Origin of the sequence: Pseudomonas peli (assembly GCF_050563605.1) — a bacterium.
Taxonomy (GTDB): Bacteria; Pseudomonadota; Gammaproteobacteria; order Pseudomonadales; family Pseudomonadaceae; genus Aquipseudomonas; species Aquipseudomonas peli_A.
Genome location: NZ_JBNXUH010000006.1, coordinates 82,002 through 104,506, shown reverse-complemented (window position 1 = coordinate 104,506; position 22,505 = coordinate 82,002). Strand labels below are relative to the sequence as shown.

Annotated in this window: 19 protein-coding genes; 8 read left to right on the top strand and 11 right to left on the bottom strand. The window is 60.6% G+C overall.

Going from position 1 to position 22,505, the window contains the following annotated elements; translation table 11 throughout:
- Positions 1-58 precede the first annotated feature (58 nt).
- Positions 59-1,747 carry a long-chain-fatty-acid--CoA ligase FadD2 gene (gene fadD2, locus ACQ4LH_RS09005; RefSeq protein WP_430696854.1) on the top strand — a complete coding sequence of 563 codons (1,689 nt, stop codon included), beginning with the start codon at positions 59-61 and terminating at the stop codon, positions 1,745-1,747.
- Positions 1,748-2,169: 422 nt separating this feature from the next.
- Positions 2,170-3,858: a long-chain-fatty-acid--CoA ligase FadD1 gene (fadD1, locus tag ACQ4LH_RS09000; RefSeq protein WP_430696853.1), complete on the top strand. Its 1,689-nt coding sequence runs from the start codon at positions 2,170-2,172 to the stop codon at positions 3,856-3,858.
- Positions 3,859-3,959: 101 nt separating this feature from the next.
- Here the strand turns inward: fadD1 and ACQ4LH_RS08995 are convergent, their stop codons facing one another.
- The 4 genes from ACQ4LH_RS08995 to ACQ4LH_RS08980 form a co-directional block, all read right to left on the bottom strand.
- Positions 3,960-4,331 carry a hypothetical protein gene (locus ACQ4LH_RS08995; RefSeq protein WP_430697030.1) on the bottom strand — a complete coding sequence of 124 codons (372 nt, stop codon included), beginning with the start codon at positions 4,329-4,331 and terminating at the stop codon, positions 3,960-3,962.
- Between the two features lie 2 nt (positions 4,332-4,333).
- Positions 4,334-5,140, bottom strand: a complete 807-nt coding sequence (locus tag ACQ4LH_RS08990; protein ID WP_430696852.1) for a putative RNA methyltransferase — start codon at positions 5,138-5,140, stop codon at positions 4,334-4,336.
- Positions 5,137-6,291, bottom strand: a complete 1,155-nt coding sequence (gene dapE, locus ACQ4LH_RS08985) for a succinyl-diaminopimelate desuccinylase (protein WP_430696851.1) — start codon at positions 6,289-6,291, stop codon at positions 5,137-5,139. Before dapE ends, ACQ4LH_RS08990 begins: the two co-directional genes overlap by 4 nt.
- 93 nt (positions 6,292-6,384) lie before the next feature.
- Positions 6,385-8,979 carry a glycosyltransferase gene (locus ACQ4LH_RS08980; RefSeq protein ID WP_430696850.1) on the bottom strand — a complete coding sequence of 865 codons (2,595 nt, stop codon included), beginning with the start codon at positions 8,977-8,979 and terminating at the stop codon, positions 6,385-6,387.
- A 250-nt stretch (positions 8,980-9,229) separates the two neighbouring features.
- On the opposite strand from ACQ4LH_RS08980, the gene tcdA reads away from it, so the two are divergent.
- The gene (tcdA, locus tag ACQ4LH_RS08975; protein ID WP_430696849.1) at positions 9,230-10,045 is read left to right on the top strand and encodes a tRNA cyclic N6-threonylcarbamoyladenosine(37) synthase TcdA; all 816 of its coding nucleotides are present in this window, start codon (positions 9,230-9,232) and stop codon (positions 10,043-10,045) included.
- 88 nt (positions 10,046-10,133) lie between these two features.
- Positions 10,134-10,940, top strand: coding sequence for a substrate-binding periplasmic protein (locus tag ACQ4LH_RS08970; RefSeq protein ID WP_430696848.1), 807 nt, complete (start codon positions 10,134-10,136; stop codon positions 10,938-10,940).
- Here the strand turns inward: ACQ4LH_RS08970 and ACQ4LH_RS08965 are convergent.
- From ACQ4LH_RS08965 to map, 7 genes are all read right to left on the bottom strand, one after another.
- Positions 10,919-11,350 carry a SufE family protein gene (locus ACQ4LH_RS08965; RefSeq protein WP_430696847.1) on the bottom strand — a complete coding sequence of 144 codons (432 nt, stop codon included), beginning with the start codon at positions 11,348-11,350 and terminating at the stop codon, positions 10,919-10,921. The genes ACQ4LH_RS08970 and ACQ4LH_RS08965 overlap by 22 nt on opposite strands.
- Complete coding sequence (locus ACQ4LH_RS08960; protein ID WP_430696846.1) at positions 11,347-12,552, bottom strand: aminotransferase class V-fold PLP-dependent enzyme; 1,206 nt, start codon at positions 12,550-12,552, stop codon at positions 11,347-11,349. Before ACQ4LH_RS08960 ends, ACQ4LH_RS08965 begins: the two co-directional genes overlap by 4 nt.
- 166 nt (positions 12,553-12,718) lie before the next feature.
- Positions 12,719-13,753: a 2,3,4,5-tetrahydropyridine-2,6-dicarboxylate N-succinyltransferase gene (dapD, locus tag ACQ4LH_RS08955; protein WP_170049652.1), complete on the bottom strand. Its 1,035-nt coding sequence runs from the start codon at positions 13,751-13,753 to the stop codon at positions 12,719-12,721.
- Positions 13,754-13,792: 39 nt separating this feature from the next.
- Positions 13,793-14,140, bottom strand: a complete 348-nt coding sequence (locus ACQ4LH_RS08950) for an ArsC family reductase (RefSeq protein ID WP_167141713.1) — start codon at positions 14,138-14,140, stop codon at positions 13,793-13,795.
- The gene (gene dapC, locus ACQ4LH_RS08945) at positions 14,140-15,336 is read right to left on the bottom strand and encodes a succinyldiaminopimelate transaminase (RefSeq protein ID WP_430696845.1); all 1,197 of its coding nucleotides are present in this window, start codon (positions 15,334-15,336) and stop codon (positions 14,140-14,142) included. Before dapC ends, ACQ4LH_RS08950 begins: the two co-directional genes overlap by 1 nt.
- A 67-nt stretch (positions 15,337-15,403) precedes the next feature.
- A complete protein-coding gene (locus ACQ4LH_RS08940) occupies positions 15,404-18,106 on the bottom strand; it encodes a [protein-PII] uridylyltransferase (RefSeq protein ID WP_430696844.1) in 2,703 nt (900 codons plus the stop codon).
- Positions 18,107-18,148: 42 nt separating this feature from the next.
- Positions 18,149-18,931, bottom strand: coding sequence for a type I methionyl aminopeptidase (gene map / locus ACQ4LH_RS08935; RefSeq protein WP_305591944.1), 783 nt, complete (start codon positions 18,929-18,931; stop codon positions 18,149-18,151).
- A gap of 286 nt (positions 18,932-19,217) precedes the next feature.
- On the opposite strand from map, the gene rpsB reads away from it, so the two are divergent.
- From rpsB to frr, 4 genes are all read left to right on the top strand, one after another.
- Entirely contained in the window at positions 19,218-19,961 is a 744-nt protein-coding gene (rpsB, locus tag ACQ4LH_RS08930; RefSeq protein ID WP_275961183.1) for a 30S ribosomal protein S2, read from the top strand.
- A gap of 183 nt (positions 19,962-20,144) precedes the next feature.
- Positions 20,145-21,011, top strand: a complete 867-nt coding sequence (gene tsf / locus ACQ4LH_RS08925; protein WP_305591946.1) for a translation elongation factor Ts — start codon at positions 20,145-20,147, stop codon at positions 21,009-21,011.
- Between the two features lie 190 nt (positions 21,012-21,201).
- Positions 21,202-21,951: a UMP kinase gene (pyrH, locus tag ACQ4LH_RS08920; RefSeq protein ID WP_304865977.1), complete on the top strand. Its 750-nt coding sequence runs from the start codon at positions 21,202-21,204 to the stop codon at positions 21,949-21,951.
- Complete coding sequence (gene frr / locus ACQ4LH_RS08915; protein WP_304865980.1) at positions 21,941-22,498, top strand: ribosome recycling factor; 558 nt, start codon at positions 21,941-21,943, stop codon at positions 22,496-22,498. The genes pyrH and frr overlap by 11 nt, the downstream gene beginning before the upstream one ends.
- Positions 22,499-22,505 lie beyond the last annotated feature (7 nt).

Sequence of the window (22,505 nt, the reverse complement as noted above, 5' to 3'; positions counted from 1 at the left end):
TTTTGTAAGCACCCTCTTTCGCGGATTAGGATCATTTCAGGGCAAGAGGATAAAAATAATGCAGCCTGATTTCTGGAGCGACAAACGTCCGGCCGGCGTACCCAATGACATCGACCTGGGGGCTTACAAGTCGGTGATTGAGGTATTTGAGCGTTCGTGCAAGAAGTTCGCTGACCGGCCTGCCTTCAGCAACCTGGGCGTGACCCTGACTTATGCCGAGCTTGATCGGCTCTCGGCGGCCTTTGCCGCCTACCTGCAAAAACACACCGATCTGCAGCCGGGCGAGCGCATCGCCGTGCAGATGCCCAACGTGCTGCAGTACCCGATTGCCGTGTTCGGCGCCATGCGCGCCGGGCTGATTGTGGTCAACACCAACCCGCTGTACACCGCCCGCGAGATGCGCCATCAGTTCAAGGATGCCGGCGTGCGCGCGCTGGTGTACCTGAACATGTTCGGCAAGCTGGTGCAGGACGTGCTGCCGGATACCGAGATCGACTACCTGATCGAAGCCAAGATGGGTGACATGCTGCCGAGCCTGAAAGGCTGGCTGGTCAACACCGTGGTGAAGAAGGTCAAGAAGATGGTCCCTGATTACCACCTGCCGCAGGCGGTGGCTTTCAAGGATGCGCTCAAGCAGGGCCATGGCCACGCGCTGAAGCCGGTCAAGGTCGGCCAGGAAGACATCGCGGTGCTGCAATACACTGGCGGCACCACCGGTGTGGCCAAGGGCGCGATGCTCACTCACGGCAACCTGGTGGCCAATATGCTGCAGGTCGATGCCTGCCTGTCGCAGCTGGGCAACGATGGCACCCCGCTGATGAAGCAGGGCCAGGAAATCATGATCGCGCCGCTGCCGCTCTACCATATCTATGCCTTCACCGCGAACTGCATGTGCATGATGGTCAACGGCAACCACAACGTGCTGATCACCAACCCGCGCGACATCCCAGGCTTCGTCAAGGAGCTGGGCAAGTGGCAGTTCTCCGCACTGCTGGGCCTCAACACGCTGTTTGTCGCGCTGATGGATAACCCCGAATTCCAGAAACTAGATTTCTCCAAGCTCAAAGTCACCAATTCCGGCGGCACGGCCCTGGTCAAGGCCACGGCCGAGCGCTGGCAGGCGATGACCGGCTGCACCGTGGTCGAAGGCTATGGCCTGACCGAAACCTCGCCAGTGGCCAGCACCAATCCCTACGGCGACAAGGCGCGGCTAGGCACTGTGGGCATTCCGGTGCCGGGCACGGCGTTCAAGGTCATCGATGATGATGGCGTCGAGCAGCCGCTGGGCGAGCGTGGAGAGCTGTGCATCAAGGGTCCGCAGGTGATGAAGGGCTACTGGAACCGCGAGGAAGCCACCGCCGAGGTGCTGGACGCCGAGGGCTGGTTCAAGAGCGGTGACGTGGCGGTGATCGACCCGGATGGCTTCGTGCGCATCGTCGACCGCAAGAAGGACATGATCATCGTCTCGGGCTTCAACGTGTACCCCAACGAGATCGAGGATGTGGTTATGGCCCACCCGAAAGTCGCCAGCTGCGCGGCCATCGGTGTGCCGGACGAAAGGTCCGGGGAAGCGGTCAAGCTATTCGTTGTGGCCCGCGACAGCAGCCTCAACGCCGATGAGCTAAAGGCCTACTGCAAGGAAAACTTCACCGGTTACAAGGTGCCCAAGCAGATCGTCTTCCGTGACTCGCTGCCGATGACCCCAGTCGGCAAGATACTTCGTCGCGAGCTGCGCGATATCGCCTGAGAACCTCCTTACGATCTGCTGCGCGTCGGCCCTGCGGCGTTAAAAACAGGCTCGGAATGCTCATGTACAAAAGTACACTCCGCTTCCTCGCCTGTTTTTGCCTTGCAGGGCTCTAGCTCGCACGATCGTAAACAGGTTCTTGGCAAGTAACAGGAGTGACCAAATGGCGTCCGCTGGTCGATTTTATGACCGCTGCGGCGCTTATTGGTGCTAGTCGCTGTTTGGCAAAGCTGCTACTCTCGGGCGGCTTTTTTGTGATCCGCCATCCATGGCGACCACCCTTTCTGGGCCGTTGCTGTGCGACGTCAAAAATTGCTCCCGGCAATTTTTTTGCCGTTCAAATCGCAGAAAACACGCAAATCTACAATAAACAACCGTCTATGCACGGTGAAGATCAAGCTGTTGCTGAGGAGTGGGCTTCCATGACCGAAAACTTTTGGAAGGATAAGTATCCCGTTGGGATTGCTGCCGAAATCAATCCTGACCAGTACCCGAACATCCAGGCGGTACTGAAAGAGTCCTGCCAACGCTTCGCCGACAAGCCAGCTTTCAGCAATATGGGTAAAACCATTACCTATGGTGAGCTGTACGAGTTGTCCGGCATCTTTGCCGCCTACCTACAGCAGAACACCGACCTGCAGCCCGGCGACCGTATCGCCGTGCAACTGCCCAACGTGCTGCAGTACCCGGTTGTAGTCTTCGGTGCCCTGCGTGCCGGTCTGGTGGTGGTCAACACCAACCCGCTGTACACCGCGCGCGAACTGGAACACCAATTCAACGATTCCGGCGCTAAGGCCCTGGTCAGCCTGGCCAACATGGCCCATTTGGTTGAGCAAGTACTGCCGAAAACCGGGATCAAGACGGTCATCATCACCGAAGTCGGTGACATGCTCTCGCCGCTCAAGCGCCTGCTGGTCAATACAGTCGTCAAGCACGTGAAGAAGATGGTGCCGGCCTATAACCTGCCGCAAGCCGTCAAATTCACCGCTGCCATGGCCAAAGGCCGTGGCCAGTCGGTCAAGGAAGCCGCGCCGAGCAATGGCGATATCGCCGTGCTGCAATACACCGGCGGCACCACTGGCGTGGCCAAGGGCGCGATGCTGACTCACCGCAACCTGATCGCCAACATGCTGCAGGTCAAGGCGCTGATGGGCTCGGAAATGAGCGAAGGCAACGAAGTGCTGATCGCGCCGTTGCCGCTGTACCACATCTACGCCTTCACCTTTCATTGCATGGCAATGATGCTGATTGGTGGGCACAACGTGCTGATCACCAACCCGCGTGATCTGCCGGCGATGACCAAGGACCTGGCCAAGTACAAGTTCACCGGTTTTGTCGGCCTCAATACGCTGTTCGTTGCCCTGTGCAACAACGAGGACTTCCGCAAGCTGGACTTCTCCACCCTGAAGGCCACCTTCTCCGGCGGTATGGCGCTGCAACTGGCGACCGCCGAGCGTTGGAAGCAGGTCACCGGCTGCTCGATCTGCGAAGGCTTCGGCATGACCGAAACCAGCCCGGTGGCCTCGGTCAACCCGTTCAGCAATATCCAGATCGGCACCATCGGTATTCCGGTTCCATCGACAGTGTGCAAGGTGATCGACGATGAAGGCGTCGAGCAGCCGCTGGGTTCGATTGGCGAGCTGTGCGTCAAAGGTCCGCAGGTGATGAAAGGCTACTGGCAGCGCCAGGAAGCCACCGACGAAATCCTCGACGCCGAAGGCTGGTTGAAGACCGGTGACATCGCGGTGATCCAGGAAGACGGTTACATGCGCATCGTCGACCGCAAGAAGGACATGATTCTGGTGTCCGGCTTCAACGTCTACCCGAACGAACTGGAAGACGTGCTCGCCACTCTGCCAGGTGTGCTGCAGTGCGCGGCCATCGGTGTGCCGGATGAGAAATCGGGCGAAGCGATCAAGATCTTCGTGGTGGTCAAGCCGGGTGAAACCCTGACCAAAGAGCAGGTCATGGAGCACATGCGCGCCAACGTCACCGGCTACAAGGTGCCGAAAGCCGTCGAGTTCCGCGACGTACTGCCGACCACCAACGTCGGCAAGATCCTACGCCGCGAACTGCGTGACGAAGAGCTGAAGAAACTGGGCAAGAAGTAACCGCCCGGTTAAACAAAACCCCGCCTAGGCGGGGTTTTTTGTATCTGCTTTAACAGCGGTCGTTGAAAACGTAGCCGAGCGCAGTAGTTTTCAGCGAGCGGTCAGCCGGTGCGCCAAGTGATTTCTTCTACCCCATCGGCGCTGATGCGCATCCAGCGGTCGGCTTGCTCGTCGCTTTCTTCTTCCTGCCAGCCGCCGGGGGCGCAGCGTACTTCGACATTCAGTGCGGCGAAGGCGGCCTGGGCGCAGGCCAGGTCGTCAGCCCAGGGTGTGGCGTCGCTTTCCAGGAACAGGCTGTTCCATTTGCCGACGGCCTTGGGCAGCCAGGTGACGGGTACTTCACCGGCCACGCATTTGTAGGTCTGGCCTTTCTGCTGCCAGGGCGTGCAGCTGCCCAGTGCGCTGTTAAGCCACTCGCCGATGGCGGTGTGGTCGGCGTCTTTCAGGTATATCTCGATATCCGGTTGGCGCATGGTCATAGTCTCTCGATCCAGTCGTAGCGGATGGCAACAGTCACGTCGCAGGGTTCGGCAATCACTGCCGCGCGCTTCTCGGCGCTGGCGCGCCAGCCGTGCGGGGTCATTGCCAGCAGGTCAGCGCGGGCTTCGCTGCTTTGCAGGTGCAGATTAAAGGTCAGAGTTTCGCTGTGGGCCAGGCGCATGCCCTCGGGGATCAGCTCCAGGTGTTTCTGATCATCGTAGTCGCGCACTTCGTCATACAGCCTCTGCCGCAGTTCCATCAGATGTTCACTGGTAGGACCCATACGCAGCAGGCCGCCACCGGGGGCGAGCAGGCGTTTGGCCTCCTGCCAGTCGAGCGGGCTGAAGACGCTGGCGAGCAGTTGGCAGCTGGCGTCACTCAGCGGTACGCGGGCCATGCTTGCCACCAGCCAATTGAGCTGGGGCGCGCGCTTGCAGCCACGTTTGATCGCTTCGCGGGAGATGTCCAGAGCATAGCCGTCGGCTTGCGGCAGCGCGTCGGCGATCTGCGCGGTGTAGTAACCCTCGCCGCAACCGATATCCAGCCAGCGCGCCGGGTTATAACCGGCCGCCAGTTCGGCCAGGCGCTTGGCCAGCGGTGCGTAATGACCGCCGTCGAGAAAGCGTCGCCGCGCTTCGACCATGGCGGCGTTGTCGCCTGGGTCGCGGCTGTTCTTGTGCTGCACCGGCAACAGGTTCAGGTAACCCTGGCGCGCACGGTCAAAGCGGTGGTTGGCCGGGCAGGTGACGCCGTTATCGAGCGTTTGCAGCGGCGCCTGGCAGATGGGGCAGATCAGACTCATGCGAGCAGATTGACCAGGGTCTGGTAGTAAATTTCGGTCAGCACATCCAGATCACTGGCCAGTACGCGCTCGTCGACCTGGTGGATGGTGGCGTTGACCGGGCCGAGTTCGACCACCTGGGTGCCGAGGGTGGCGATAAAGCGCCCGTCGGAGGTGCCGCCGCTGGTCGAGGGTTTTGTGTCGCGACCGGTGACCGCCTTGATGCTGGCGGCCACGGCGTCGAGCAGTGCGCCCGGCTCGGTGAGGAAGGGCAGGCCGGAGAGCGCCCAGTCCAGGTGATAGTCCAGGCCGTGCTTGGCGAGGATCGCCTCGACGCGCTGCTGCAGGCCTTCAACCGTCGATTCGGTAGAGAAGCGGAAGTTGAAGATCGCCGTCAGTTCGCCAGGGATCACGTTGGTCGCGCCGGTGCCGGCGTTGAGGTTAGAAATCTGGAAACTGGTGGGCGGGAAGAAGGCGTTGCCGTCATCCCAGTGCTCGGCAGCCAGTTCGGCCAGGGCCGGCGCGGCCAGGTGAATCGGGTTGCGCGCCAGGTGCGGGTAGGCCACGTGGCCCTGCTTGCCGCGTACGCTGAGGGTGCAGCCGAGCGAGCCGCGGCGGCCGTTCTTGACCACGTCGCCGACCAGGGTGGTGCTCGACGGTTCGCCGACGATGCACCAGTCCAGGCGTTCGTTGCGTGCGCGCAGGCGTTCAACCACGGCCTTGGTGCCGTTGTGCGCTGGGCCTTCTTCGTCGCTGGTGATCAGAAAGGCGATCCGCCCTTTGTGGTCCGGGTATTCGGCGACAAAGCGCTCAACGGCGATGATCATCGACGCCAGGCTGCCTTTCATGTCCGCCGCGCCACGGCCGCAGAGCATGCCGTCTTCGTCGATCAGGGCATTGAACGGCTGATGCTGCCAGTTCTGTACCGGACCGGTCGGCACCACATCGGTGTGCCCGGCAAAGCACAGCACGGGACCGTTGTCGCTGCCGTGGCTGGCCCAGAAGTTATCCACTTCCTCGATCCGCATCGGTTCGATGGTGAAACCGCAGGCGGCAAGGCGGCGCGTCATCTGTTCCTGGCAGCCTTCATCAAGCGGCGTGACGGACGGACGACGAATCAGCTCGCAGGCAAGCTCCAGCGTCGGGGAGAGGGGCGTGGCGTTGGCGGTCATTGCGGCTCCAAGGCGGCATCAAGCGGAAAGGCCGCCATCTTAAAGCAAAACGGCGGCCATTGGCCGCCGTCTGGCATTCAAGCCCACCTGTAATCAGCTGGCCGCGGCGGTTTCCTGCGCGCTTGCCTGAGGCGCCGGCAGTGACGACAGCAAAGCCATGATCAGCGCCGCCAGGTAGGGCAGCGACTGCACCAGCAGCATGGCCACCCAGAACTTCACATCGGCGCTGGGCAAGCCCTGGACGATGCTGATGCCGATGGCCGAACCCCACAGCAGCAGCATGATAAAGACTTCTTCGCGCGCCTCTGCCAGGGCCACCAGAATGCCGTGGTTGCTGGCCATTTTCGGTGTACGGAAGAACGGGATAGTCTTGGTGAAAGTCCCGTAGAGCACCGCCTTGGCAATCGTGTGCGACAGCGCCAGGCCTGCCAGCGCAGCCTGGAATGAGCGCACCAGATCGACGCCCATGGCCTTGCGGTAGAGGAACAGGATCTTGCCCAGCTTGAAGAAGAACAGCGCCAACGGCGGGATGGCGAAGATCATCAGCGGTGGGTCGACCCGCTGCGGCACGATGATCATCGCTGCCGACCAGAGCAGCGCACCGACGGTGAAGAAGATATTCAGGCCATCGGCGATCCACGGCAGCCAACCGGCGACGAAGTGGTAGCGCTGTCCGGTTTTCAGTTCAGAGTCCTTGCCGAGGAACAGGCTGCGTGCATGGCCCTTCATGATCTGAATGGCGCCGTAGGCCCAGCGGAAACGCTGCTTCTTGTAGTCGATAAAGGTGTCCGGCATCAGCCCTTTGCCGAAGCTTTCGTGGGCGTAGGCGGCGCTATAGCCTTTCTCGAACACGCGCAGGCCGAGTTCGGCGTCTTCGCAGATGGTCCAGTCGGCCCACTTCAGTTCGTCCATTACCGTGCGGCGGATCATGGTCATGGTGCCGTGCTGGATGATCGCGTCGCGGTCGTTGCGCGTGACCATGCCGATATGGAAGAAGCCCTTGTATTCGGCGTAGCAGAGCTTCTTGAAGATGTTTTCGTTGCCGTCGCGGTAATCCTGTGGCGATTGCACCACGGCGATCTGCGGATCACTGAAGTGCGGCACCATGTACTTCAGCCAGTTCTTGTCGACGCAGTAGTCGGCGTCGATCACCGCTACTACTTCGGCGTCCGGCGCGGTATGCGGCAGGATGTAGTTCAGCGCGCCGCCCTTGAAACCGGCAATTGGCGCTACGTGGAAGAAGCGAAAGCGCGGGCCCAGGACTTTGCAGTAGGCCTCTACCGGCTCCCACACCGCTGGGTCCTTGGTGTTGTTGTCGATGATGATGACTTCGTAATCCGGGTAATCCAGTGCGGCCAGGGCGTCGAGGGTCTGTTTGACCATCTCCGGTGGCTCGTTGTAGCAGGGCACGTGGACCGACACCTTGGGGCGGTAGGCACTGTCAGCCAAGACCGGCTGGAACGGCCGGCGGCGTGCGCGGGTCCAGGCTGTTTCGGCCAGCTCGTGGGCTTCGGTTAACAGCACGATAAACACACCAAAGGCGCCAATACCCAGCAACAGGCCGACCAGGGTGCTGAACCAGGTGCTGTATTGCTGGCTGTAGTCGTAGCCGATCCACACAAGAGCAGAGCCGCCGGCGAAGGCGACAATGGTCAGGAAGGTGCGCCCGCGCTGGCGCAGGGCGCTGCCGTCGATCAGCATCAGGGCCAGGCTGAGCAGTGCCAGCACCACCGAGGCGATGGCCAGCAGGCGCCATTGCGGAATCGCCACCACCGGACCTTCGAAGGCGAACTTGGCCTGGCGCTCCAGGTTGTATACGCCCCAATACGCACCTACCGAGCCTTCATCGCTGGCTTTCCACGGCTGGTCGAAGGCTTCGATGACGAAGTAGTTGTAGCCCTTGGCGTTCAGCGCATTGACCAGGGTGCGCAGGTAAATGGCCTGGTCCGCCTGGGAGGCGTCGGCACCGCCGCGCATGCGGCCGTTGCTCGGCCAGCCGACTTCGGAAAGCAGCAGGGGTTTTTTCGGGAAGAGCTTTTTCAGGTCCTTGGCGCGCTCGAGGACGAACTCGGTGGAGTCCTCCATCGGCACGAATTCCCAGTAGGGCAGTACGTGGGCGGCGATCAGGTCAACGTGCTGAGCCAGTTCTGGATGATCCTGCCAGATGTGCCACTGCTCGGACGTGGTCACCGGCACTTTGACCGCCGCGCGCACGCGGTCGATGTAGGCAATCAGGTTTTCCGGGGTCACTTCGCTGCGGAACAAGGCTTCGTTACCGACCACCACGCGCACTACGCTGCGTGAGTTGTTGGCAATCTCGATAGCTTTGACGATTTCCCGCTCGTTACGCTCCAGGTCCGGGCTGATCCAGATGCCCAGGGTCACGCGCAGGCCAAACTCTTCGGCTAATACAGGAATATTGCCCAGTGGGCCGTCTACCGAGTAGGTGCGGATGTTGTCAGTCTGCGTGCTTAGCAGCTCCAGGTCGGCACGCATTTGCGCATCGCTAGGGTAGGTGTCCTGCTGCGGGTTCTGCCCAGCGCGGAAAGGCGAGAATGAATACCCAGAGATCTGCTCCGGCCAGTCAGGGGCTGTTACCGGGCGGTTGTATAGCGCCCAGATACCGGTAAACACGGCGGCAATTGCCAGGAACATGACCAGGTTCAGTCCAAACTTACGCGAAGGCATAGTGTGCAGGTCCAGCGAAGGGGCAATAAAAAGCGACGAGCGTCGGGTGGCGCATGCTACGCCGCCGCCATTGGGCTGTATAGCCCGGCCTGTGGGCATGTTGATGGGACGATAGCAGGGGTTGAAGGTTCCTCTGATGGCTATGTGCTACTGCTGTTCATCAGTTAAGCCGTGATGGCGCAACACAGCGCTTGGGTGCAGGCCGTGGGCTACCTATAATGCGCGCCGCTGTAGCTTGCGAGAGAGAAGAATGCCCGTGGATGAACAACGCTTTGCCGGAATCGCCCGTCTGTATGGTCGCCAAGGGGCCGAACGGCTGGCGGCTGCGCATGTTGCGGTGGTCGGGATTGGCGGCGTGGGCTCCTGGGCTGCGGAAGCCTTGGCGCGTTCCGGGGTGGGCGAGATTTCCCTGTTCGATCTGGATGATGTCTGTGTCAGCAACAGCAACCGCCAGCTGCATGCCCTCGACAGCACGGTCGGCCAGCCCAAGGTCGAGGTGATGGCCGCGCGCATTCGTGGCATCAATCCAGCGTGCGTGGTGCATGCCGTGACGGATTTTGTCACCCGCGAGACCATGGCTGAGTACATCACCGAGCAACTGGATGCGGTGATCGACTGCATCGACAGCGTCAACGCCAAGGCCGCGCTGATTTCCTGGTGCAAACGGCGCAAGATCCAGGTGATCACCACCGGCGGTGCGGGCGGGCAGATCGACCCGACGCAGATTCAGGTCGGCGACCTGAACAAGACCTGGAACGATCCGCTGGCGTCCAAGGTGCGTTCCACCCTGCGCCGCGACTACGGTTTTTCACGTACGCCGGGGCGCAATTACAGCGTGCCGTGCGTGTATTCCAGCGAGCAGCTGCGCTACCCCAAGCCCGATGGCACGGTGTGTCAGTACAAGGGTTTTGTCGGCGAAGGGGCCAAGCTCGACTGCGCCGGCGGTTTTGGCGCGGTGATGATGGTGACCGCCACTTTTGGCATGGTGGCTGCCGCACGTATCGTCGATAAATTGGTTGCCGGTACACGGCGGCCGGCGGAGCGACCGCGCTCGCCTGATGCATAGCGGTGAGCGTTGACTAGTCTGTAAATATGACCTGACCAGGTCGCTGTTCAGCAGGGATGTGCTGTTTTCCGCTTTATTGAGGTGTGTTGTGTTGTCCCTGCTGCGTCATCTGTTAGGCCATACCCCGCGTTACGTGCTGCTGCTTGCAGCGCTTTCTGCTTGCCTGAGTGCCCATGCCCACCCGGTTGTGCGAGTTGGCACCGGTGACTGGGTGCCCTATGTCGATCAGCAACGCGAAGATGGCGGCGCCCTGTCGCGGCTGGTGCGCGACATCTTTAAAGCGGCGGGGTATCAGGTCGAATTCGTCTACTACCCCTGGGACCGCAACCTGCTGATGCTTGAGCAAGGTGGCCTGGATGCGGTGATGCCGTACATCTGTAACAGCGCCCGCCAGCGTGTCAGTACCTGCAGCGATGCGGTGGTCAAGGGCGAAGTGGTGCTGTTCCAGCGTAAGGACCGAGCACTCGACTGGCAGCATGTGGAAGACCTCAAGGCTTTTAGCATCGCCACCACCCTGGGCTATTCCTATGGTCCGCAGTTCGATGCGGCTGTGCAGGGCGGGCAGTTGCAGGTGCAGCAAAGCGGCAAGGAAGACACTGGCTTTCGTCTGCTGGAGCTGGGGCGTGTGGATTTTCATCCGCAGGACCGCGCTGTGGGCTATGCCATGCTGCGGCGGATGTTTACCCCCGAAGCGCGCGCGGCAATCACTCATCACCCACGTCTGTTGAATACCGAGCCGCTGCACCTGCTGTTTCGCAAAGGCGATACCAAGGCCGATCAGCTGCGCAAGGTATTCAATGACGGTTTGCGTCGTTTGGCGCAGAGCGGTGAGTTGGAGCGTTTGCAGCAGGCCTTGTATTCCGGCAATGCCGATCAGTGGCGCGCCGCGCCCTGATCATCGGCATCGAGTAATTGCTGCATCCGCGTCAGCACGGCCTGCAGGCCGTTGCTGCGTGATGGCGACAGGTGGCGGGCCAGGCCGAGCTGGGTAAACCAGTCCGGCAGATCCAGCTGTTGCAGCTCGGCCCTTGGCAAGCCATTGACCCGCGCCAGCAGCAGCGCCAGCAGGCCACGTAATAGCCGCGCATCACTGCTGGCGCGAAACCGCCAGTGCACGCCGTCGCGTTCGGCCAGCAACCACACCTGACTTTCACAGCCCTGCACTCGGTTGGCTTCGCTGCGTTCTGCGTCACTCAGTGGCGCGAGCTTGTCGCCCCATTGCATTAGCAAGCGTGCGCGCTGTTCCCAGCCGGGGCAGGCGCTAAAGGCCTGCAGCGCAGTCTGGGCGCTGGCGGGCAGGCTCATTGCAGCAACTCCAGTGCCTGATCCAGAGCGCTAAAGAAGCGCAGCAGATCGGCCGAGTCGTTATACAACCCCAGGGATACGCGAATCGCTCCGCTCAGGCCGAGGCCCTGCAGCAGCGGCATGGCGCAGTGATGGCCGGCGCGCACGGCAATTCCCTGTTCGGTCAGCAAGTGAGCGAGGTCGGCGTTGTGCACGCCGTCGACCACAAAGCTGGCCAGGGCGACAGTGGGCGTGCCGAGCAGGCGCACGCCTTGGCGCTGCTGCAGTCCGGTAAGCAGCTCAGTATGCAGGGCGGCTTCGTGGGCGATGACGGCACTGGCGTCGAGGCTGCTCAGGTAATCCAGGCTAGCGCCAAGGGCGATCACCGAGGCAATTGGCGGCGTGCCGGCCTCAAAACCCAATGGCGCGGGGCGAAAGGTGGCGTTGCTGTAGTCGGTGTGCAACAGCATCTCGCCGCCAAACTGCCAGTGCGTCAGCTGCTCCAAGGCGTGCGTGCGGCCATAAAGCAGGCCGACGCCGTCCGGGCCATAGAGCTTGTGGCTGGAGCAGATATAGAAGTCGCAGCCCAGGGCCTGCATATCCTGGCGACCGTGCACCACGCCCTGTGTGCCATCGACCAGAGTCAGCGCGCCTTGCGCCTGTGCCAGGGCGAGCAGTTGCTCAAGCGGTTGCCAGCAACCGAGTACATTGGACAGCTGACTGACCGCCAGCAGGCGGGTGCGCGGGCCGATCAGCTGCACGGCGTGTGTTAGGTCAATCAGGCCGTGGCTATCCAGCGGCAGCACCACCAGCTTGAGCTGCCGACGTAGGGCCAGTTGCTGCCAGGGCAGCAGGTTGGCGTGGTGTTCCAGGGCGCTGATAACGATTTCGTCGCCAGGTTGTAGATGCTGCTCGAGGCCGTAGGCCAGCAGGTTGAAGGCTTCGGTGGCGCTGCGGGTAAAGATGATCTGCTGCGCGTCGGGCGCATTTAGCCAGCGTGCGGCCTTTTCCCGGGTAGCTTCAAACGCTCGAGTCGCCCGCTCGCCCGGCAGGTGCTGGGCGCGATGCACATTGGCTGCGCCGCCGGCGTAATAGCCGAGCAGGGCATCGAGCATGACCTGGGGTTTTTGCGCGGTGGCAGCGCTGTCCAGATAGATCTGGCATTCGGCCGCAAGGGCCAAAATGCCAGGGAAGTCAGCGCGCCAGGGGGAGATCAGTGGCATGGTTTTTCAGCGTTTATCTGGCGGCTAAAAGTTGGGTTTAACGCGTTGCGAGCGAAGCCCAGACAAGGCGCAATAAGGCGAGGACGCGGAGTTTACTGGTGTAAATGAGCGTCCGAGCCTTAGTGCAACGCAGTATGGGCGAGCGTAGCCGCGTTAAACCAACTTTTTAGTTGTGTGCGTGCAGGGCTTCGTTCAGTTCAATAGCCGACTTGTGGGTTTTGCACTCCACGGCGCCGGTTTGCGAGTTACGGCGGAACAGCAGGTCTGGCTGGCCCGCCAGATCACGGGCCTTGAGCACCTTGACCAGCTTGTTGTCAGCATCCAGCAGCGCCACCTTGGTGCCAGCGGTGATGTAAAGGCCGGATTCCACAGTGTTGCGGTCGCCCAACGGAATGCCGATGCCGGCATTGGCGCCGATCAGGCAGCCTTCGCCCACCGAAATCACGATATTGCCGCCACCGGACAGGGTGCCCATGGTCGAGCAGCCGCCGCCCAGGTCCGAGCCCTTGCCGACGAACACGCCCGCCGACACGCGGCCTTCGATCATGCCGGGGCCCGCGGTACCGGCGTTGAAGTTGACGAAGCCCTCGTGCATCACGGTGGTGCCTTCGCCCACATAGGCGCCTAGGCGGATACGCGCGCTGTCAGCGATACGCACGCCAGCCGGTACCACGTAGTCGGTCATTTTCGGGAACTTGTCCACCGAGAAGACTTCCAGCAGATCGCCCTTCAGGCGCGCTTCCAGTTGACGCTCAGCCAGTTCACCGAGGTCGACGGCGCCCTGGCTGGTCCAGGCCACGTTTGGCAGCAGCGGGAAAATACCGGTGAGGTTCAGGCCGTGCGGCTTAACCAGGCGGTGCGACAGCAGGTGCAGCTTGAGGTAGGCCTCAGGCGTGCTGGTCAGCGCGGCGTCTTCGGCGAGCAGGGTGACCACCAACGGCTTCTGGCTTTCGGCCAGGCGGGTGAGCAGGGCGGACTGCTGGCTGTCGACGTTTTTCAGCGCTTCGGCCAAGTCGCCTGCCTGGCTATTGGTCAGGCTGAGAGCCTGGTTGCCGCCTTGGTAAGCGATTTTTTCCAGCACTTTGGCGACCAGTTCGCTGCTCGGGTTGAGCAGTGGCTGAGCGTAGAAGACTTCCAGCCAAGTGCCCTGACGGTTCTGGGTGCCAACGCCGAAAGCCAGGCTGAAGAGGGTTGTGCTCATGTTGTTTTCCTTACCGCAAATTCGTGTGGGCCGGCTGGTTCAAACCAGTTCGGCGGCATAACGGTCAGCCTTGAAGCCAACCAGGGTCTTGTTGCCGAGATCCAGCACCGGGCGTTTGATCATCGACGGTTGGGCGAGCATCAGTTCGATCGCCTTGTGCTGATCGAGGCCGCTTTTCTGCGCCTCGTCCAGCTTGCGGAAGGTGGTGCCTGCACGGTTCAGGATGGTTTCCCAACCATGCTCATTGCACCACTTTTCCAGGTTGCCACGGTCTATGCCGCAGGCTTTGTAATCATGAAAGGCGTAGCTTACCCCGTGCTCGTCGAGCCACGTGCGGGCTTTTTTCATGGTGTCGCAGGCTTTTATGCCAAACAGGGTCTTGCTCATCAGAGGCTCTTCACAAAATCACGGATACGTTCGGCTGCCGCCACGCACTCGGCCAACGGCGCGACCAGGGCCATGCGCACACGGCCGGCGCCCGGGTTGCTGCCGTCCACAGCGCGCGACAGGTACGAGCCGGGCACTACGGTGACATGCTCGCGGGCAAACAGCTCGCGGGTAAATGTTTCATCGTCTATCGGGGTTTTCGCCCACAGGTAGAAGCCGCCATCCGGGCGCTGCACATCCAGCACGCCTTGCAGAATCGCCAGCACCGCGTCGAATTTCTCGCGGTACAAATCGCGGTTGGCTTTGACGTGGGCTTCGTCGTTCCAGGCGGCGACGCTGGCCAGCTGGGTTTGTACCGGCATGGCGCAGCCGTGGTAGGTACGGTACAGCAGGAAAGATTTCAAAATGTCGGCGTCGCCGGCGACGAAGCCGGAACGCAGACCTGGCAGGTTGGAGCGCTTGGACAGGCTGTGGAACACCACGCAGCGTTTGAAATCATGGCGGCCCAGTTCAGCGCAGGCGGTCAGCAGGCCGGCCGGCGGGTGGCCTTCATCGAAGTACAGCTCGCTGTAGCACTCGTCCGCCGCGATCACGAAGTCGAATTTGTCGGCCAGGGCGATCAGCTTCTTCAGTGTCGGTAGCGGAATCAGCGCGCCAGTGGGGTTGCCGGGCGAGCAGAGGAAGAGGATCTGGCAACGCTGCCAGACCTCGTCGCTGACGGCGTCGAAGTCCGGGTTGAAGCCGTGCTCTTCCAGGCAGGGCAGGTAATGCGGCTGCGCGCCTGCAAGAAAAGCTGCGCCTTCATAGATTTGGTAGAAGGGGTTGGGGCTGACTACCAGGCCATCGACATCGCGGTTGACCACAGCCTGGGTAAAAGCAAACAGCGCCTCGCGGGTGCCGTTGACCGGCAGCACATGGCGCGCTGGGTCAAGCACGCCGGCCGGCAGCCCAAAGCGGCGACCGCACCAGTTGGCGATGGCTTCACGCAGCGCCGGGATGCCCAGGGTGGTCGGGTAGACCGCAAGCTGGTCGAGGTTGGCGCGCAGCGCCTCAGCGACAAACTCCGGCGAGCGGTGTTTCGGCTCGCCGATCGACAGGGCAATCGGGCTTTTGCCTGCGGCTACCTGCACGCTGCCCAGCAGGGCGCGGAGCTTTTCGAACGGGTAGGGCTGCAGCTGGTTTAACGCGTCGTTCATTGTTGCTTCCTGAGTTGTGCCAGCGCCCGCATCGGGATGCAGGCGGCTCAAGGTAAGGGCAAGTGATTTAAATAATGATTCGGTTCTGTTCGACCTGCGGGCCTGGCGCGTCGGAGAGCTGCGCGACCATGGTTTCCTGCAGGCGCGTGCACAGCTCGGGGTCAGACAGCGGCTGGTTGTGCGCATCGGTGACGAAGAACACGTCCTCGACCCGCTCGCCCAGGGTGGCGATCTTGGCGTTCTGCAGCGACAGGTCGAAGTCGAGGAAAATCCGCCCGATCCGCGCCAGGAGGCCCGGACGGTCGGGGGCGGTGACTTCGAGGATGGTCACCGGCCGATGTGCATCGTTGTGAATGCTCACCTGCGGCGGGAAGGCAAAGTGCTTGAGCTGGCGCGGTACGCGGCGCTGGATGATGTTCGGGTAATCGTCCGGGTTCTTCAGCGCGTCGATCAGGCCCTGGCGAATCTCCTTGATCCGTGCCGGGTTCTCACCAATCGAGCCACCTTCGCCTTCGAGCACGATATAGGTGTCGAGGGTGAACTGGCTGGTGGAAGTGAGAATCCGCGCGTCATGGATGTTCAGGTTGAGCTGGGCCATGGCCGCCACGGTCACGGCAAAGAAGTCGTGCTGATCCTGGGCGTAAATAAAGATCTGCGTGCCGCCTTCGAACTCGCGCTGTGTGGTTTCCTTGATCAGCACCAGCGGGTCGCTGTTGTTGGCGTGCTGCAGGATCGCCTCGCTGTGCCAAGCCACGTCGCTAGCAGTGTGGCGCAGGAAGTAGTCGTCACCGAGTTGCGACCAGAGCTGCTCGGCATCGTCCGGGTCGGTGCCACCGCGTACCAAAATGTCTAGCGCGGCGATCTGCGTCAGGCGAATCTGCTCTTCGCGGTCCAGCGGGTTTTCCAGGCCACGGCGCAGCGCGCGTTTGGTTTCGGTGTAGAGCTGGCGCAGCAGGCTGGCACGCCAGGAGTTCCACAGGCTGGGGTTTGTGGCGTTGATGTCAGCCACGGTCAGCACATAGAGGTAATCCAGGCGGGTTTGATCGCCTACCAGGCGGGCGAAGTCGAAGATCACCTGTGGGTCGGACAAATCCTTGCGCTGCGCCGTGGTGGACATCACCAGGTGGTGTTGCACCAGCCAGACGATCAGCTTGGAGTCCCAGTTTGGCAGCTGGTGGCGTACACAGAAGGCCTCGGCATCCACTGCGCCTAGCTCCGAATGGTCGCCGCCACGGCCTTTACCGATGTCGTGGTAAAGCCCGGCCATATAGATCAGCTCGGGTTTGGGCAGCTTGTCGATCAGCTTGCTGGCCAGGGGGAATTTTTCCGCCAGCTCAGTCCACTTGAACTTACGCAAATGCTTGATCAGATTCAGGGTGTGCGCATCGACCGTGTAGATGTGGAACAGGTCGTGCTGCATCTGCCCGACGATATGGCCGAATTCCGGCAGGTACAGGCCGAGGATGCCGTAACGGTTCATCCGGCGCAGGTTGCGGTGAATGCCCTGCGGGCTTTTGAACAGTTCGACAAACAGGCTGGTGTTGCGGATGTCGCGGCGGAAATCGTCGTCGATCAGGTGGCGGTGTTCGCGTAGCAGGCGAATGCTGTTGGCGCACACGCCTTTGATATCCGGGTGCTGAGCCATCAGCACGAAGATTTCCATGATGGCGAACGGCGTGCGCTTGAACACATTGGGGTGCGCGACTTCGATATAGCCATCACGCAGCAGAAAGCGACTGTTAAGCGGCGTGGCCTGGCCGATTTCACCAGCGTTGAGGATCTGCTCCTCGAAGTGCTGAACGATCAGGTCGCTGAGTTCGGCAATCGCCATCACCACGCGGTAGTACTTCTGCATAAAACGTTCGATGGCGCGCTTGCTGTCGCTGTCTTCATAGCCGAGCAGGGCGGCAACCCGGCTCTGGTGGTCAAACAGCAGGCGGTCCTCAGCGCGGCCGGCGAGCATGTGCAGGGCGTAGCGTACCTTCCAGAGGAATTCCTGGCTGGAGGCGAGCAGGGCGTATTCGCTTTCCAGCAAAAAGCCCTGACCGACCATGGCGTGCAGGTTCAGCGTGCCGAAATGCCGGCGCGCGACCCAGAGAATGGTCTGGATATCGCGCAGGCCGCCGGGCGAGCCTTTGACGTTGGGCTCCAGGTTGTATTCGGTATCGTTGTATTTGCCGTGACGGGCGCGCTGTTCTTTGTGCTTGGCCAGGAAGAACTGCTTGCTTGGCCACATCTGCTCGGTGCTGGTGACCGACTGCATACGCTGACGCAGGCGTTCGGGGCCGGCGATGGTACGGCTTTCCATCAGGTTGGTGATCACCGTCAGGTCGGCGCGGGCTTCCTCGGCGCATTCATCCACGCTGCGCACGCTTTGCCCGACTTCCAGGCCGATGTCCCACAGCAGTGTGAGGAAGCGTTCGATGGGCTCGCGGAAGGTCTCGTGGTCGGCGTTGTCGAGCAGAATCAGCAGGTCGATATCGGAGAAGGGGTGCAACTCGCCACGGCCATAACCGCCGACGGCGAGCAGGGCGATATCGGCGTCTTCGCTCCAGGACAGACGGTCCCAGGCTTCGCGCAGGATCTGGTCGACAAACCAGGCTCGGTCCTCAACCAGTCGGCGTACATCGCGGCCGCTGGTGAAACGCCCGTCGAGTACTTCACGGGCGTGGCGGATGGCCTTCTTGAACGCCGCAATGGGGCTGGCCTTGAGGGCCAGTTCCGCCTGGAACTGGCCGCGGTCGAACAGCTCGGGATCTACCTGCGGCATTGCGGCCTTCCTTCTATCTATAAAGCAAACTCAGCGAGAGGCTCAGGCCGATGTGCGGGCGATGGTGTCGTCACTGCGCAGGGTGAAGATCTCGTAGCCGTCTGCCGTCACCAGAATGGTGTGCTCCCATTGGGCGGAGAGCTTGCGGTCCTTGGTGATCGCGGTCCAGCCGTCACCCAGGGTGCGGGTTTCCGGGCGGCCCTGGTTGATCATCGGCTCGATGGTGAAGGTCATGCCTTCCTTCAGTTCCATGCCGGTGCCGGCACGGCCGTAGTGCAGCACTTGCGGCTCTTCATGGAACACTGCGCCAATGCCATGGCCGCAGTATTCGCGCACCACGGAGAAACCGTTCTTCTCGGCGTGCTTCTGGATCACTTCGCCGATATCGCCCAGGCGTGTGCCGGGTTTGACCAGCTCGATCCCTTTATACATGCACTCTTGGGTGATCTTGGCCAGGCGCTCGGCCCACTCAGGCACTTTGCCAACCATAAACATCTTGCTGGTATCGCCGTGGTAGCCATCTTTAATCACGGTGATGTCGATGTTGATCACGTCGCCTTCTTTCAGCGGCTTGTCATTCGGGATGCCGTGGCAGACCACGTGGTTGACCGAAGTGCAGATCGACTTGGGGAAACCTTTGTAATTGAGCGGCGCGGGGATGGCCTGCTGCACGTTGACAATATAGTCATGGCAAATACGGTCGAGCGCTTCGGTGGTGACGCCGGGCTTGACGTGCTCGCCAATCATTTCCAGAACTTCGGCAGCCAGGCGACCGGCTACGCGCATTTTCTCGATTTCGTCGGGCGTTTTGATGGTGACGGTCATGTGCGGCTCTCGAACGCGAACAGAAAGGGCGTCATCTTAACAGCTACAAGCCGCCAGCTATAAGCACCACGTGAAAACCTGCCACTGAGTAGGCTGTATATGTTGCGGTCTGCGAGTAGCTTGCCCCTGACTTTTATGATATAAAACGCGCCGCTTTACGGGCTGTGTGCCCGAAAGCTTAAACCCACACACGTATCGACACGGTTTCCTGGGTGCCTTGCGACAAGTTCGCCGGGTTGGAGATCGGGATACGTGGAGGCCTAACCCGACTTATCAAGGAACTATCATGTCCCAAGTCAACATGCGCGATATGCTGAAGGCCGGTGTGCACTTCGGCCACCAGACCCGTTACTGGAACCCGAAAATGGGCAAGTACATTTTCGGCGCGCGCAACAAAATCCACATCATCAACCTTGAAAAAACCCTGCCAATGTTCAACGAAGCACTGTCCTTCGTTGAGAAACTGGCTTCGGGCAAAAACAAGATTCTGTTCGTGGGCACCAAGCGTTCCGCTGGCAAGATCGTTGCTGAAGAAGCAGCACGTTGCGGTTCGCCGTACGTCGATCATCGCTGGTTGGGCGGCATGCTGACCAACTACAAAACCATCCGCGCCTCGATCAAGCGTCTGCGTGATCTGGAAGTTCAGTCCCAGGACGGCACTTTCACCAAGCTGACCAAGAAAGAAGCCCTGATGCGCACCCGTGATCTGGAAAAACTGGATCGCAGCCTGGGTGGTATCAAGGACATGGGCGGTCTGCCAGACGCTCTGTTCGTGATCGACGTTGACCACGAGCGCATTGCTATCACCGAAGCCAACAAGCTGGGTATCCCAGTTATCGGCATCGTCGATACCAACAGCAGCCCGGAAGGCGTTGACTACATCATCCCAGGTAACGATGACGCCATCCGCGCCATCCAGCTGTACATGGGTGCAATGGCTGACTCGGTAATCCGTGGTCGCACCAACGCTAACGGCGGCACCGACGAATTCGTCGAGCAAGCCCCGGCTGCAGAAGCTGCTGAAGGCTAAGTAAAACGCGTATAGCGTTTGCTTAGTTCGCAAAAAGGGGGCTTGGCCCCCTTTTTGCCACCTTGAAAACCATCGCTGACGTGCAGTTGCAATTGTTTCTAGTCATTGTCGGCAATGCGTTACGAATTGAGCGCCCGTTTTTGGCGGGTGGAATGGTTAACAACCTATCCAGAGGATTTTGAAATGGCAGAAATTACTGCAGCGTTGGTTAAAGAACTGCGTGAGCGTACTGGCGAAGGCATGATGGATTGCAAGAAGGCCTTGACCAAGGCTGGCGGCGACATCGAAAAAGCCATCGACGACATGCGTGCTTCCGGCGCGATCAAAGCTGCCAAGAAAGCTGGCAACGTGGCTGCCGAAGGCGCCATCAGCATCAAGGAAGACGGCAAGACTGCCGTCATTCTCGAAGTCAACTCGCAGACCGACTTCCTGGCTCTGCAGGACGATTTCAAGAGCTTCGTTGCTGCCAGCGTCGAGAAAGCCTTCGCTGACAAGCTGTCTGAAGTTGAGCCGCTGATCGCTGCTCAAGAAGAAGCCCGTCTGGCCCTGGTTGCCAAGTGCGGCGAGAACGTCAATATCCGTCGTCTGGCGCGTATTGAAGGTGACGTTCTGGGTTCTTACCTGCACGGCAACAAGATCGGTGTTGTGGTTGTGCTCAAGGGCGGCACCGTCGACCTGGCCAAAGACATCGCCATGCACGTAGCTGCAAGCAACCCTGAATTCCTGCTGCCTTCGGAAGTTTCCGCTGAAGCCATCGAGCGCGAGAAAGCCGTGTTCGTCAGCCTCAACGAAGACAAGATCAAGGGCAAGCCGGCCGAAATCGTCGAGAAGATGGTTGCTGGTCGTATCCAGAAGTTCCTTGCTGAAGCCAGCCTGGTTGAGCAAGCCTTCGTTAAGGATCCGGAAATCAAGGTCGGTGCTCTGGCCAAGAAAGCCGGTGCTGAAATCGTTTCCTTCACCTACTTCAAGGTTGGCGAAGGCATCGAGAAGCCGGTCGATAACTTTGCTGAAGAAGTTGCTGCGCAAGTAGCTGCTGCCAGCAAGCAGTAAGACGGCTTACCGCTGTTGCCCCGAAGAGGCTGCCCGCTAACGCGCGCGGCCTCTTTGTCAAATTGAGGGCACAGCTAAGCTGTGGAGTGGTTGTGGCTTTGGCACCAATGACTCGGGGCGCTGTCGAAGCGCTCGATAAAAGCGAACCGAAGGTTTGCACAGAATTCAAACGCCGCAGGAGAGACTCGCAATGGCTCAGCAGATGAGTGGTCGTCAACCGCGCTACAAGCGCATTCTGCTCAAACTTAGCGGCGAGGCCCTGATGGGGTCGGAAGATTTCGGCATCGATCCCAAGGTGCTTGACCGCATGGCGCTGGAAGTCGGCCAACTGGTCGGTATCGGTGTGCAGGTCGGCTTGGTGATCGGTGGTGGCAACCTGTTCCGTGGTGCGGCCTTGAGTGCGGCGGGTATGGATCGGGTGACTGGCGACCATATGGGCATGCTGGCGACCGTGATGAACGCCTTGGCCATGCGCGATGCGCTGGAACGTTCGAATATCCCAGCCATCGTCATGTCGGCCATCTCCATGGTTGGGGTGACCGATCACTACGACCGCCGTAAGGCGCTGCGTCATCTGAAAACCGGTGAGGTGGTGATTTTCGCCGCTGGCACTGGTAATCCGTTCTTCACCACCGACTCGGCCGCTTGTCTGCGCGCTATCGAAATCGATGCTGACGTGGTGCTCAAAGCGACCAAGGTGGATGGTGTGTACACTGCCGATCCATTCAAAGACCCGCATGCCGAGAAGTTCGAGCGCCTGACCTACGATGAGGTGCTCGACCGCAAGCTGGGCGTAATGGACCTGACGGCCATCTGTCTGTGCCGCGACCATAATATGCCGCTGCGCGTTTTCAACATGAACAAGCCCGGTGCCCTGCTGAACGTTGTAGTCGGCGGCGCTGAAGGCACTCTGATTGAGGAAGATAAACATGATCAATGAGATCAAGAAAGACGCCCAGGTACGCATGCAGAAGAGCCTGGAGTCGCTGCTCCATGCCTTCAGCCGTATCCGTACCGGTCAAGCGCACCCGAGCATCCTCGGCGGCGTGATGGTGCCTTACTACGGCTCGGACACCCCGCTGAACCAGGTGGCCAACGTCACTGTGAAGGACTCGCGCACCCTGCAGGTTGTAGCCTTCGAGCGCAATATGCTGGCGGCTGTCGATAAAGCGATCCAGAGCTCCGGTCTGGGCTTCAATCCGACCAATCTGGGTGAGCTGCTGCTGATCTCCATGCCAGCGCTGACTGAAGAAACCCGCAAGGGCTTCACCAAGCAGGCGCGTGACGCTGCTGAAGATGGTCGTGTAGCCGTGCGCAATATTCGTCGTGATGCCTTGAGCCAGTTGAAAGACCTGGTCAAGGAGAAGGAAATCAGCGAAGACGAAGAGCGCCGTGCTGCCGACGAAATCCAGAAGCTGACCGACAAGTTCGTGGCGGAAATCGAAGTGGCCGTGAAGCAGAAAGAAGCGGATCTGATGGCCGTTTAACGGCCAG